General features: G+C 58.4%; 11 protein-coding genes. 9 read left to right on the top strand and 2 right to left on the bottom strand.

Annotation, left to right across the window (positions count from 1 at the left end; all coding sequences use genetic code 11):
- Positions 1-46: 46 nt before the first annotated feature.
- Both FPT15_RS13745 and map read right to left on the bottom strand, forming a co-directional pair.
- A complete protein-coding gene (locus FPT15_RS13745) occupies positions 47-2,749 on the bottom strand; it encodes a [protein-PII] uridylyltransferase (RefSeq protein WP_145161865.1) in 2,703 nt (900 codons plus the stop codon).
- A 66-nt stretch (positions 2,750-2,815) separates the two neighbouring features.
- Positions 2,816-3,598, bottom strand: a complete 783-nt coding sequence (gene map, locus FPT15_RS13750) for a type I methionyl aminopeptidase (protein WP_073522657.1) — start codon at positions 3,596-3,598, stop codon at positions 2,816-2,818.
- Positions 3,599-3,984: 386 nt separating this feature from the next.
- On the opposite strand from map, the gene rpsB reads away from it, so the two are divergent.
- From rpsB to bamA, 9 genes are all read left to right on the top strand, one after another.
- Positions 3,985-4,722 carry a 30S ribosomal protein S2 gene (rpsB, locus tag FPT15_RS13755; RefSeq protein ID WP_003219330.1) on the top strand — a complete coding sequence of 246 codons (738 nt, stop codon included), beginning with the start codon at positions 3,985-3,987 and terminating at the stop codon, positions 4,720-4,722.
- Between the two features lie 191 nt (positions 4,723-4,913).
- Positions 4,914-5,777 (top strand): translation elongation factor Ts, encoded by an 864-nt coding sequence (gene tsf / locus FPT15_RS13760; RefSeq protein ID WP_083359812.1) that lies wholly within the window; start codon positions 4,914-4,916, stop codon positions 5,775-5,777.
- A 212-nt stretch (positions 5,778-5,989) separates the two neighbouring features.
- Entirely contained in the window at positions 5,990-6,733 is a 744-nt protein-coding gene (gene pyrH / locus FPT15_RS13765; protein WP_003172271.1) for a UMP kinase, read from the top strand.
- On the top strand, positions 6,730-7,287 hold the full coding sequence (frr, locus tag FPT15_RS13770) for a ribosome recycling factor (RefSeq protein ID WP_106577169.1): 558 nt from the start codon (positions 6,730-6,732) through the stop codon (positions 7,285-7,287). The genes pyrH and frr overlap by 4 nt, the downstream gene beginning before the upstream one ends.
- 16 nt (positions 7,288-7,303) lie before the next feature.
- Positions 7,304-8,059 carry a polyprenyl diphosphate synthase gene (gene uppS / locus FPT15_RS13775; RefSeq protein WP_145161868.1) on the top strand — a complete coding sequence of 252 codons (756 nt, stop codon included), beginning with the start codon at positions 7,304-7,306 and terminating at the stop codon, positions 8,057-8,059.
- The gene (locus FPT15_RS13780; protein WP_145161870.1) at positions 8,060-8,869 is read left to right on the top strand and encodes a phosphatidate cytidylyltransferase; all 810 of its coding nucleotides are present in this window, start codon (positions 8,060-8,062) and stop codon (positions 8,867-8,869) included.
- Positions 8,866-10,056 carry a 1-deoxy-D-xylulose-5-phosphate reductoisomerase gene (ispC, locus tag FPT15_RS13785; protein WP_145161873.1) on the top strand — a complete coding sequence of 397 codons (1,191 nt, stop codon included), beginning with the start codon at positions 8,866-8,868 and terminating at the stop codon, positions 10,054-10,056. The genes FPT15_RS13780 and ispC overlap by 4 nt, the downstream gene beginning before the upstream one ends.
- Before the next feature lie 53 nt (positions 10,057-10,109).
- Positions 10,110-11,462, top strand: a complete 1,353-nt coding sequence (gene rseP, locus FPT15_RS13790; RefSeq protein ID WP_119738754.1) for a sigma E protease regulator RseP — start codon at positions 10,110-10,112, stop codon at positions 11,460-11,462.
- Positions 11,463-11,536: 74 nt separating this feature from the next.
- Entirely contained in the window at positions 11,537-13,927 is a 2,391-nt protein-coding gene (gene bamA / locus FPT15_RS13795; protein WP_145161876.1) for an outer membrane protein assembly factor BamA, read from the top strand.
- Positions 13,928-13,971 lie beyond the last annotated feature (44 nt).

Consider the following 13,971-nt stretch of genomic DNA (forward strand, 5'->3'; position numbering starts at 1 on the left):
CAGGCAAGCCAGCTCCCACATGAATCGCGTTCACACAGTTAAGAAATCAAATCGTCAGCCGCGTCAGCTCGACGCCGGGTTCCTGGGTCACGCTCAGTTGCTGGACGATTGCGTCCTGCAAGCGTCGGCACAGTTCAGGGTCGGACAGCGGCTGGTTGTCGGCGTCGGTAATGAAGAACACGTCCTCCACGCGCTCGCCGAGGGTCGCAATCTTGGCGTTCTGCAACGACAGGTCGAACTCCAGGAAAATCCCGCCGATGCGCGCCAGCAAGCCGGGGCGGTCCGGCGCGCTGAGCTCCAGCACGGTCACCGGGCGCTGGGCGTCGTTGGATATGGTCACCTGAGGCGCAAAGGCAAAGTGCTTGAGCTGACGCGGTACCCGACGCTGGATGATCGTCGGGTAATCGTCCGGGTTGCGCAGCGCTTCGGTCAGGCCTTCGCGGATCTTTTTCACGCGCACCGGGTTATCGCCGATGGAGTCGCCGTCGGTGTCGAGCACGATGTAGGTGTCGAGGGTGAACTGGCTGCTCGAGGTGATGACCCGCGCGTCATGGATGTTCAGGTTCAGCTGGTCCATGGCCGCCACGGTCACGGCGAAGAAGTCGTGCTGGTCAGGCGCATAGATGAAGATCTGCGTGCCACCTTCGAATTCGCGCTGGGTGGTCTCCTTGATCAGTACCAGCGGGCCACCATCGGCAGGCTGCTGCAGGATCGCGTCACTGTGCCAGGCCACGTCGCCGGCAGTGTGGCGCAGGAAGTAATCGTCGCCCAGTTGCGACCACAGTTGTTCGACGTCGTCCGGGTCATTGCCGCCGCGCACCAGGATATCCAGGGCCGCGCTTTGGGTGCGGCGGATCTGCTCCTCGCGGTCTACCGGGTTTTCCAGGCCGCGGCGCAGCGCGCGCTTGGTCTCGGTGTAGAGCTGGCGCAGCAGGCTGGCGCGCCAGGAGTTCCACAATGTCGGGTTGGTGGCATTGATGTCGGAGACGGTCAGCACATAGAGATAGTCGAGGCGGGTTTCATCACCGACGATGCCGGCGAAGTCGTGGATCACCTGCGGGTCGGACAAGTCCTTGCGCTGGGCGGTGGTCGACATCACCAGGTGGTTCTGTACCAGCCAGACGATCAGGCGGCTGTCCCACAGCGGCAGTTGATGGCGCTGGCAGAACGCCTCGGCATCGACTGCGCCGATTTCCGAGTGGTCGCCATGCCGGCCCTTGCCGATGTCGTGGTACAGGCCGGCCAGGTAGATCAGTTCCGGCTTGGGCAGCTTGGCCATGAGCTTGCTGGCCAGCGGGAATTTCTCTGACACCTGGGTGTACTGCAACTTACGCAGGTGCTTGATCAGGTTCAGCGTGTGGGCGTCTACGGTGTAGATGTGGAACAGGTCGTGCTGCATCTGCCCGACGATAAAGCCGAACTCCGGCAGGTACCGCCCGAGGATGCCGTATCGGTTCATGCGCCGCAGGTTGCGGTGGATGCCGATTTTGCACTTGAACAGCTCGATAAACAGGCTGGTGTTGCGGATGTCATTGCGAAAATCATCATCGATCAGATGACGGTTTTCTCGCAGCAGGCGGATGGTGTCGGCGCGCACGCCTTTGATTTCCGGCTGCTGGGCCATCAGCACGAAGATTTCCAGCATGGCGAACGGGGTGCGGCGGAACACGTTATCGTTGCGCGCCTCGATGTAGCCGTCGTGCAGTTGGAAGCGCGAGTTGATCGGCTGCGGCGGTGCTTCGTCTTCGGGGGCCAGGATCACTTCTTCGAAGTGCTGGATGATCAGGTCGCTGAGCTGGGCGATGCTCATGACCACCCGGTAGTACTGCTGCATGAAGCTTTCGATGCTGGTCTTCGCGTCCTCGCCCTCAAACCCCAGGAGGGTGGCGATGGAGCGCTGGTGGTCGAATAGCAGTCGGTCTTCGGAACGCCCGGCGAGCATGTGCAGGGCATAGCGCACTTTCCACAGGAACTCCTGGGACGAGGCCAGCAGGGCGTTTTCGCTCTCTACCAGAAAGCCTTCGCCGGCCAGGGCGCGCAGGTTCAGGGTGCCGTATTGGCGACGCGCGACCCACAAAATGGTCTGGATATCGCGCAGTCCGCCCGGTGAGCCTTTGACGTTGGGTTCCAGGTTGTATTCGGTGTCGTTGTACTTGTGGTGCCGGGCTTTCTGCTCGGCACGCTTGGCCAGGAAGAACTCCTTGCTCGGCCACATATGCGCGGTGCTGGTGACTTCCAGCATGCGTTTGCGCAGGCGCTCGGGGCCGGCAATGGTGCGGCTTTCCATCAAGTTGGTGATGACGGTGAGGTCGGCGCGCGCCTCTTCGGCGCATTCGTCTACCGAGCGAACGCTCTGGCCGACTTCCAGGCCGATGTCCCACAACAGCGTCAGAAAGCGCTCGATGGAATCGCGAAAGATCTCATGATCGGCGCTGTCCAACAGGATCAGCAGGTCGATGTCGGAGTAGGGGTGCAACTCACCGCGACCGTAGCCGCCGACGGCCACCAGGGCGATATCGGCGTCTTCACTCCAGTTGAACTGTTCCCAGGCCTTTTGCAGGATGTTGTCGACGAACCAGGCGCGGTCCTCGATCAGCCGACGAATGTCCCGGCCACTGCGAAAGCGCGCATCGAGCACATCGCGGGCCTGGCGAATAGCCTTCTTGAAGGCGAAGATCGGGCTTGCCTTCAAGGCCAGTTCAGCCTGGAACTGGCCACGGTCGAAGAGTTCGGGATCCACCTGGGGCATCGATCGGCTTTCCTTTCTATCTATCAGTCAGTCACAACACCGTTGGGGGGGAAACCCAAGCAACCTTTACGCTGAAACGCGTGGAATCGTGTCGTCTGCGCGCAAGGTGAAGATCTCGTAGCCGGTTTCGGTGACCAGCAGGGTGTGTTCCCACTGTGCCGAGAGCTTGCGGTCCTTGGTGATGGCGGTCCAGCCGTCGCCCAGCACTTTGGTGTCGGCCTTGCCCTGGTTGATCATCGGCTCGATGGTGAAGGTCATGCCCGCCTTGAGTTCCATGCCGGTGCCGGCGCGACCGTAATGCAGGATCTGCGGTTCTTCGTGGAATACTTTGCCGATGCCATGGCCACAGAATTCGCGGACCACCGAGAAGCCGTTCTTTTCAGCGTGCTTCTGGATCACTTCACCGATATCGCCCAGGCGGCAGCCGGGCTTGACGATTTCGATGGCCTTGTACATGCATTCCTGAGTGACCTGCGACAGGCGCTCGGCCCAGACCGGCACGGTGCCGACGTGGAACATGCGGCTGGTGTCGCCGTGGTAGCCGTCTTTGATCACGGTCACGTCGATGTTCAGGGTGTCGCCGTCTTTCAACGGCTTGTCGCCTGGAATCCCGTGGCAGACCACGTGGTTGATCGAGGTGCAGATGGACTTGGGGAAGCCCTTGTAGTTCAGCGGCGCAGGAATGGCTTTTTGCACGTCGACAATATAGTCGTGGCAGATGCGGTCCAGGGCTTCGGTGGTCACGCCTGGCTTGACGTGTTCGGCAATCATTTCCAGCACGTCGGCAGCCAGTTTGCCGGCAACGCGCATGCCTGCGATGTCTTCGGCGGTTTTCAAGGTAACGGTCATACAGGCTCTCTCTAGCGCGACGCGCTGAAATCAATACGGTTTACGGGCGTGCGACAAAAGGTTGCAGAATTCGCACAAGCCCCAAAAAAACGCGATTCTACCAGACGCGGGCGGCAAACCATGAGCGTCTGACGATCGCTTCTCTCTATAAGGTAGGGGCATGTTGGCTCTATTCAAAGGCTTACGCAAAAGCCGATCACGGCAAATGTGATTGCGGGTTTCGTTTTTGTCCTTCGTGTGGTATAAAATGCGCCGCTTTCCGGGGATACCCCGCAAAGCTTAAATCCACACACGTGTCGACACGATGACCTGGGTGCCGGAGGCGAATGCCGCTGGTTGGTCATTGGGATACGTGGAGGCCAAACCCGACTTATTAAGGAACTATCATGTCCCAAGTCAACATGCGCGATATGCTGAAGGCCGGTGTGCACTTCGGTCACCAGACCCGTTACTGGAACCCGAAAATGGGTAAATACATTTTCGGCGCGCGTAACAAGATCCACATTATCAACCTTGAAAAAACCCTGCCAATGTTCAACGAAGCGCTGACTTTCGTAGAGCGTCTGGCCCAGGGCAAAAACAAGATTCTGTTCGTCGGCACCAAGCGTTCCGCTGGCAAGATCGTTGCTGAAGAAGCAGCTCGTTGCGGTTCGCCGTACGTCGATCACCGCTGGTTGGGCGGCATGCTGACCAACTTCAAAACCATCCGTGCTTCCATCAAGCGTCTGCGTGACCTTGAAGTGCAAGCCGAAGACGGTACTTTCGCCAAGCTGACCAAGAAAGAGGCGCTGATGCGCACTCGCGACCTGGAAAAGCTCGATCGTTCCCTGGGTGGTATCAAGGACATGGGCGGTCTGCCTGACGCACTGTTCGTTATCGACGTTGATCACGAGCGCATCGCGATCACCGAAGCCAACAAGCTGGGCATCCCTGTTATCGGCGTAGTCGATACCAACAGCAGCCCGGAAGGCGTTGACTACATCATCCCAGGCAACGATGACGCAATCCGCGCTATCCAGCTGTACATGGGTTCGATGGCTGACGCTGTAATCCGTGGTCGCAACCACGTTGCTGGCGGTACCGAGCAGTTCGTTGAAGAAGCTCCGGTAGCTGCCGCTGAGTAACTGACGCCCTGGCGTTGACTCAGTAAGCAAAAAGGGGGCTTGGCCCCCTTTTTGCCACCTCGAAAACCATTTGTCGGCAGCGCAGCTACATCTTCTGTAACGTGCAGCGGCCTACAAGGGTGATTCGGGAAGAATTGATCGCCCGTTTGATCGGGTGGAATGGTTGAAAACCTATCCAAGAGGATTTTGAAATGGCAGAGATTACTGCAGCGTTGGTTAAAGAACTGCGTGAGCGTACCGGCGAAGGCATGATGGATTGCAAAAAGGCCTTGACCAAGGCCGGCGGCGACATCGAAAAAGCCATTGATGACATGCGTGCTTCCGGCGCCATCAAGGCTGCCAAGAAAGCAGGCAACGTAGCTGCTGAAGGCGCTATCGCTCTGAAAGAAGACGGTAAGTCCGCTGTTCTGCTGGAAGTGAACTCGCAGACCGACTTCCTGGCTCTGCAAGACGACTTCAAGGCATTTGTTGCCGCTAGCGTTGAAAAAGCGTTCGCCGACAAACTGACCACTGTTGAGCCGTTGATCGAAGCTCAAGAAGCTGCTCGCCTGGTACTGGTCGGCAAGGTTGGCGAAAACGTCAACATCCGTCGTCTGGCGCGCATCGAAGGTGATGTGGTTGGCGGTTACCTGCACGGTAACAAAATCGGCGTTGTGGTTGCCCTCAAAGGCGGCGACGTTGAGCTGGCTAAAGACATCGCTATGCACGTAGCGGCCAGCAACCCAGAGTTCCTGCTGCCGTCGGAAGTGTCTGCTGACGCAATCGAGCGCGAAAAAGCTGTGTTCCTGAGCCTGAACGCTGACAAGATCGCCGGCAAGCCAGAAAACATCGTTGAAAACATGATCAAAGGCCGTATCAGCAAGTTCCTGGCTGAAGCGAGCCTGGTTGAGCAGGCGTTCGTCAAGAACCCTGAAATCAAGGTTGGCGAACTGGCCAAGAAAGCCGGTGCTGAAATCGTTTCCTTCACTTACTACAAAGTAGGCGAAGGCATCGAGAAGCCGGTCGACAACTTCGCTGAAGAAGTTGCTGCCCAGCTGGCTGCCGCCAAGCAATAAGACAGTTTTCAACTGTCGCCCGAAAGAGGCTGCCCGCTCACGCGCGCAGCCTCTTTTCAAATGGGAAGACCAATTTTTATTTGGTTTCCTCTCGGAACTGGCTTACAAAGCCGTGTTCCGATGGCGCTGAGACAGCGTCCAGCTAGAGTGAACGCAAGCCGTAAACGGCTCGCCAAGAATTTTTAAAAAATACGCCGCAGGAGAGATTCGCAATGGCTCAGCAGGGCAGTGGTTATCAGGCTCGCTATAAACGCATTCTACTCAAGCTTAGCGGCGAGGCCCTGATGGGCTCGGAAGAGTTCGGGATCGATCCCAAGGTGCTCGACCGCATGGCGCTGGAAGTCGGCCAGTTGGTCGGCATCGGTGTTCAGGTCGGCCTGGTGATTGGCGGTGGTAACCTGTTCCGTGGTGCGGCGCTGAGTGCGGCCGGCATGGATCGGGTGACTGGCGATCACATGGGCATGCTGGCCACTGTGATGAACGCCCTGGCAATGCGTGACGCCCTGGAGCGTGCCAATATCTCGGCGATCGTGATGTCGGCTATTTCCATGGTTGGCGTGACCGATCACTATGATCGTCGCAAAGCCATGCGTCACCTGAACGCCAAAGAAGTAGTGATCTTTGCTGCCGGTACCGGCAACCCGTTCTTCACCACGGACTCGGCTGCCTGCCTGCGCGCCATCGAAATCGATGCCGACGTTGTGCTCAAGGCCACCAAGGTGGACGGTGTCTACACCGCAGACCCATTCAAAGACCCGCATGCCGAGAAGTTCGATCATCTGACCTACGATGAAGTACTGGATCGCAAGCTGGGCGTGATGGACCTGACGGCTATTTGCCTGTGCCGTGACCACAAGATGCCACTGCGCGTATTTAACATGAACAAGCCCGGCGCCCTGCTGAACATCGTACACGGCGGCGCGGAAGGGACTCTGATCGAGGAAGGCCAACAATGATCAACGAAATCAAGAAAGACGCTCAAGAGCGTATGCACAAATCCCTGGAGTCTCTGGCCCATGCTTTTGGCCAGATTCGTACCGGTAAGGCTCACCCAAGCATCCTGGGCAGCGTAATGGTGCCGTATTACGGCACTGACACCTCCATTACCCAGGTCGCCAACATCACCGTAAAAGACTCGCGCACCCTGCAAGTCGTGGCCTTCGAGCGCAACATGCTCGCAGCCGTCGACAAAGCCATCCAGAGCGCGGGCCTGAACCTCAACCCGACCAACCTGGGCGAGTTGTTGCTGATCTCCATGCCTGCCCTGACTGAAGAAACCCGCAAGGGCTTCACCAAGCAGGCGCGCAGCGCTGCTGAAGATGCGCGTGTTGCCGTGCGCAACATTCGTCGTGATGCGTTGGGTGACCTCAAAAAACTGGTCAAGGACAAAGAAATCAGCGAAGACGAAGAGCGTCGCGCCGTTGCTGATATCGACAAACTGACTAAAGACGCCGAGGCCCAGATCACCAAGGCCACGGAAGAGAAAGAAAAGGACCTGATGGCCGTATAAGGGTCAGGACGCCTTCATGGAAAAGACCAAGCAGACTGTGCCCTCCGTGGTGCCGCGCCATGTCGCGATCATCATGGATGGGAATAATCGCTGGGCGAAAAAACGCTTTATGCCGGGTGTCGCCGGGCATAAGGCGGGTGTCGATGCGGTGCGCGCTGTTATTGAGGTGTGTGCCGAGGCCAAGGTCGAGGTGTTGACTCTGTTTGCCTTCTCCAGCGAGAACTGGCAACGGCCCGCCGAAGAAGTCAGCGCCTTGATGGACCTGTTCTTCAAGGCGTTGCGTCGTGAGGCCAAGCGCCTCAACGACAACAACATCAGCCTGCGCATCATTGGTGATCGCTCGCGGTTCCATCCGGAACTGCAAGCGGCCATGCGCGAAGCCGAGGCTATCACCGCCGGCTCCAACCGTTTTGTGCTGCAGATTGCAGCCAACTACGGTGGTCAGTGGGATATCGCCCAGGCTGCACAGCGGCTTGCCCGCGAAGTGCAGGCCGGGCATCTGCGGCCTGACGACATTACGCCCGAATTGTTGCAAACCTGCCTGGTAACCGGTGATCTGCCGTTGCCGGACTTGTGCATCCGTACCGGTGGTGAGCACCGCGTCAGCAATTTCCTGCTGTGGCAGCTGGCCTACACCGAACTGTACTTCTCCGACCTGTTCTGGCCGGACTTCAAACACGATGCCATGCGCAATGCGCTGGCCGATTTCGCTTCCCGTCAGCGTCGCTTCGGTAAAACGAGCGAGCAGATCGAAGCTGGAGCCCGGGTTTAAATGCTTAAACAACGAATCATCACAGCACTGATCCTGCTGCCGATTGCCTTGTGTGGTTTTTTTCTGCTCGACGGTTCCGGCTTTGCGCTGTTTATCGGCCTGGTCGTTACCCTGGGTGCTTGGGAATGGGCACGCCTGGCCGGTTTCAACGAGCAGTTGCCGCGCGTGGTTTACGCCGCTGTGGTGGCCCTGTTGCTGTTTCTCATGCATACGCTTTCGAGCATTGTCGTGCCTTGGGTGTTGGGAGCGGCGGTACTGTGGTGGGCGCTTGCGACCTTCCTGGTGCTGACCTACCCGCGCACCAGCGCCCAATGGTCCAGCGTGGCCAGCAAGTTGGTGATTGGTCTTCTGATTCTGCTGCCGGCCTGGCAAGGGCTGGTGGAAATCAAGAATTCGCCGATGGGCAACTGGCTGATCATGGCGGTGATGGTGCTGGTGTGGGGCGCTGACATCGGTGCCTACTTCTCCGGCCGGGCGTTCGGCAAGCGCAAGTTGGCGCCAGCCGTCAGCCCGGGCAAGAGCTGGGAAGGCGTTTACGGTGGCTTGGCATTGACGTTGTTGATCACGCTGGTGGTCGGTGTAGTGCGCGACTGGTCGGTGAAGGAAATCCTCCTGGCCTTGTTGGGCACCGCCGTTGTGGTGTTTATCTCCGTGGTGGGTGACCTCACCGAAAGCATGTTCAAGCGCCAGGCCGGGATCAAGGACAGCAGCAACCTGCTGCCGGGTCACGGCGGTGTGCTGGATCGAATCGACAGCCTTACCGCTGCCATTCCCATCTTCGCCGTGCTGTTGTGGATGGCGGCTTCGTGAGCCGCCTGCAACAGGTGACCGTGCTGGGCGCAACCGGCTCGGTCGGGCTCAGCACGCTGGATGTGATTGCTCGTCATCCAGATCGCTACCAGGTGTTTGCGCTGACCGGCTTCTCTCGCTTGAACGAGTTGCTGGCCTTGTGCGTGCGTCATACGCCTAGATTCGCCGTTGTGCCAGAGGTGTCGGTAGCGCGCGGCTTGCAGGACCAGTTGAGGTCTGCAGGCCTTGCGACCCACGTGTTGGTGGGCGAGGAGGGCTTGTGCCAGGTCTCGGCAGATCCTGACGTCGACACTGTAGTGGCAGCCATTGTCGGAGCGGCAGGGTTGCGCCCGACACTGGCCGCCGTCGATGCCGGTAAAAAGATCCTGCTGGCCAATAAAGAGGCGCTGGTGATGTCCGGCACGCTCTTTATGCAGGCCGTGCGCAAGAGTGGCGCCGTGCTGCTGCCTCTGGACAGCGAACACAATGCGATCTTCCAGTGCATGCCCGGTGATTTTGCCCGAGGCTTGAGCCAGGTTGGCGTGCGGCGGATTCTCCTGACGGCTTCCGGTGGCCCTTTCCGGCAAACTCCGCTGGCTGATCTTGAGCATGTCTCGCCTGATCAGGCGTGTGCACACCCAAACTGGTCGATGGGGCGAAAAATCTCCGTGGATTCGGCGAGCATGATGAACAAAGGCCTGGAGTTGATCGAGGCGTGCTGGTTGTTCGATGCGCGGCCTGATCAGGTCGAGGTGGTGATTCACCCGCAAAGTGTGATTCATTCCCTGGTCGACTATGTCGATGGTTCGGTCCTGGCGCAGCTGGGCAACCCCGATATGCGTACGCCGATTGCCAATGCACTGGCCTGGCCGGAGCGGATTGATTCCGGCGTTGCACCGTTGGACCTGTTTGCCATTGCGCGCCTGGATTTCGAAGCGCCGGACGAGCAGCGCTTCCCGTGCCTGCGTCTGGCCCGGCAAGCGGCAGAGGCGGGCAACAGTGCGCCGGCCGTGCTCAATGCGGCCAACGAGGTGGCGGTGGCGGCGTTTCTTGATGGGCGTATTCGCTTTCCGCAGATCGCGAGTATCATCGAGGACGTTTTGAGCCTTGAGCCCGTTGTGGCAGTGGATGATTTGGGTGCAGTGTTCGAGGCCGATACAAAGGCCCGAGCCCTGGCCCAACAGTGGTTGAACCGCAACGCGCGTTAGTCTGTGGGCAGGTTTGAGCCCTCAGGCACTGGATTGGAATGCGGAGAAATTAGATGAGTGCGCTCTACATGATTGTCGGCACCCTGGTTGCTCTGGGTGTGCTGGTAACCTTTCACGAATTCGGCCACTTTTGGGTCGCGCGTCGTTGCGGCGTCAAGGTGCTGCGCTTTTCCGTCGGTTTCGGCATGCCGCTGCTGCGTTGGCACGACCGTAGGGGCACTGAATTCGTGATTGCGGCCATTCCGCTGGGCGGCTACGTCAAGATGCTCGACGAGCGTGAAGGCGAGGTGCCTGTCGATCAGTTGGACCAATCCTTCAACCGTAAGACCGTTCGTCAGCGTATCGCTATTGTCGCAGCCGGCCCGATCGCCAATTTCCTCTTGGCAATCGTGTTCTTCTGGGTCTTGGCCATGATGGGCAGCCAACAGGTGCGCCCGGTTATCGGCGCAGTTGAAGCGGACAGCATGGCGGCCAAGGCCGGACTGATCGCCGGTCAGGAAATTGTTTCCATTGATGGCGAGCCCACCACCGGCTGGGGCGCTGTCAATTTGCAGTTGGTTCGCCGCATGGGCGAGAGCGGCACTATTAATGTGGTGGTGCGCGAGCAGGATTCCACCGCTGAGACGCCGCGTGAATTGTCCCTGGACCATTGGCTCAAAGGCGCAGAAGAGCCTGATCCGATCAAGTCCCTGGGCATTCGTCCGTGGCGTCCGGCCCTGCCGCCGGTGCTCGCCGAGCTGGATCCGAAAGGCCCGGCGCAGGCCGCAGGTCTGAAAACGGGCGATCGCCTGTTGGCGCTCGATGGTCAGGCGCTGGGCGACTGGCAGCAGGTGGTGGATCTGGTGCGTGTACGGCCTGATACCAAAATTGTGCTGAAAGTTGAGCGCGATGGTGCTCAAATCGACGTCCCTGTGACCCTGGCTGTTCGCGGGGAAGCCAAGGCGGCCGGGGGTTATCTCGGTGCCGGGGTAAAAGGTGTCGAGTGGCCGCCATCGATGGTGCGCGAGGTCAGCTTCGGGCCTTTGGCGGCAATTGGCGAGGGTGCAAAACGCACTTGGACCATGAGTGTGCTGACGCTCGAATCGCTCAAGAAAATGTTGTTCGGCGAGCTCTCGGTAAAAAACTTGAGTGGACCGATAACCATTGCTAAAGTGGCGGGCGCTTCTGCCCAGTCGGGTGTCGCGGATTTCCTGAATTTCCTGGCTTATCTGAGTATTAGCCTTGGAGTTCTGAATTTGCTGCCCATTCCAGTATTGGACGGGGGGCATCTGTTGTTTTATCTGGTCGAGTGGGTGCGTGGTCGCCCCTTGTCGGATCGGGTGCAGGGTTGGGGGATACAGATCGGTATCAGTTTGGTGGTCGGAGTGATGTTGTTAGCTCTGGTCAACGATCTGGGACGACTGTAACGCTTCGCTGAATTGCGAATCTGCCGCATTTTGCGGCAGTTTGTTTATTGCCAGTTGGAATAAGAAAGGACTTCATGAAACGTCTGCTGCTAACTGCGGTTCTCACCGTATTGATGATCGCCGAAGTTCACGCCGAGTCCTTCACTATCTCCGATATTCGCGTCAACGGCCTCCAGCGGGTTTCCGCGGGTAGCGTCTTTGGTGCCTTGCCGTTGAACGTCGGGGAACAGGCGGATGATCGTCGCCTGGTGGAATCCACTCGTGCGCTGTTCAAAACCGGGTTCTTTCAAGATATCCAGCTGGGTCGCGAAGGCAACGTCCTGGTCATCACTGTCGTCGAGCGACCTTCTGTCGCCAGTATCGAGATCGAAGGTAACAAGGCGATCTCCACTGAAGACTTGATGAAGGGTCTCAAGCAATCCGGCCTTGCCGAGGGCGAGATCTTCCAGCGCGCCACCCTTGAAGGTGTGCGTAACGAATTGCAACGTCAGTACGTTGCCCAGGGCCGCTACTCCGCGACCGTGGAAACGGAAGTGATCCCGCAGCCTCGTAACCGTGTTGGCCTCAAGGTCAAGATCAACGAAGGCACCGTGGCGGCCATTCAGCACATCAACGTGGTGGGTAACACCAAGTTTGCTGATGACGACCTGATCGACCTGTTCGAACTCAAGACCACCAACTGGTTGTCGTTCTTCAAGAACGATGACAAGTACGCCCGTGAAAAACTCTCGGGTGACCTGGAACGTCTGCGCTCCTACTACCTGGACCGTGGCTATATCAACATGGATATCGCTTCGACCCAGGTGTCCATCACCCCGGACAAGAAGCACGTCTACATTACTGTCAACGTCAACGAAGGCGAGAAGTACACCGTTCGTGACGTGAAACTCAGCGGCGACCTGAAAGTGCCTGAAGATCAGGTCAAGGCGCTGTTGCTGGTACAGAAAAACCAGGTGTTCTCGCGCAAGCTGATGACCACCACGTCCGAGCTGATCACCCGTCGTCTGGGTAACGAAGGCTATACCTTCGCCAACGTCAACGGCGTACCGACTCCGCACGATGATGACCACACTGTGGACATCACCTTTGTCGTTGATCCGGGCAAGCGCGCCTACGTGAACCGCATCAACTTCCGCGGCAACACCAAGTCTGCGGACGAAGTGCTGCGTCGTGAGATGCGTCAAATGGAAGGTGGCTGGGCGTCGACTTACCTGATCGACCAGTCCAAGACCCGTCTTGAGCGCCTGGGCTTCTTCAAAGAAGTCAACGTCGAAACCCCGGCCGTACCGGGCGTGGATGACCAGGTTGATGTGAACTACGCCGTTGAAGAACAAGCGTCGGGCTCGATCACCGCCAGCGTTGGTTTTGCACAGAGCGCCGGTCTGATCCTCGGTGGTTCGATCACCCAGAACAACTTCCTCGGTACCGGTAACAAGGTTTCCATCGGCCTGACCCGAAGCGAATACCAGAGCCGCTATAACTTCGGTTATGTCGACCCCTACTGGACTGCTGACGGTGTGAGCCTGGGCTACAACGCCTTCTACCGCACCACCGACTACAAAGACCTCGACGTTGACGTTGCAAGCTATGCGATCGACAGCCTTGGCGCCGGTGTGAACATCGGTTACCCGATCAGCGAGACTTCGCGCCTGACCTTCGGCCTGACCGCGCAACAAGACAAGATCAAGACCGGTGTGTACACCGTGGACGAAATCTTCGACTTCGTGCGCAAAGAGGGTGACCAGTTCCTGAACTTCAAGGCTTCGGCCGGTTGGTCGGAATCGACCCTGAACAAAGGCGTACTGGCGACCCGTGGTCACTCCCAGAGCCTCACGGCAGAAGTGACTACGCCGGGCAGCGACCTGTCGTTCTTCAAGCTCGACTACCGTGGTCAGTTGTTCCAGCCGTTGAGCGATAACTACACCATGCGCCTGCACACTGAGCTGGGTTATGGCGACGGTTATGGTTCGACCAGTGGCCTGCCGTTCTACGAGAACTACTATGCCGGTGGTTTCAACTCGGTACGTGGCTTCAAGGACAGCACCTTGGGTCCGCGTGGTACGCCGAGCCGTGGCGCCAGCGTGACGGGTAACCAGGGCACTCTGGCTGACTCGGACAACGATCCGCTGCCATTCGGTGGTAACGTTCTGATTCAAGGTGGTGCGGAGATTCTGTTCCCGCTGCCGTTCGTCAAGGATCAGCGTTCCCTGCGTACTTCGGTCTTCTGGGATGTGGGTAACGTGTTCGACTCCAAGTGCGAACAGGTTAAAAACCCGGCACCTGGTTCCGTGTCCAACACCCAGTGCAACGACGTGAGCCTCAGCAACCTGGCGAGCTCCGTGGGCGTTGGTGTGACTTGGGTGACCGCGCTTGGCCCATTGAGCTTTGCTCTGGCCATGCCGATCAAGAAACCGGATAACGCTGAAACCCAGATTTTCCAATTCTCCCTCGGCCAGACGTTCTAAGCGTCTGACCCAAGATAACGACAACGGATTCTGTAGGAGTACAT

This window comes from Pseudomonas sp. RGB, from assembly GCF_007713445.1.
In the GTDB taxonomy this organism is placed as follows: domain Bacteria; phylum Pseudomonadota; class Gammaproteobacteria; order Pseudomonadales; family Pseudomonadaceae; genus Aquipseudomonas.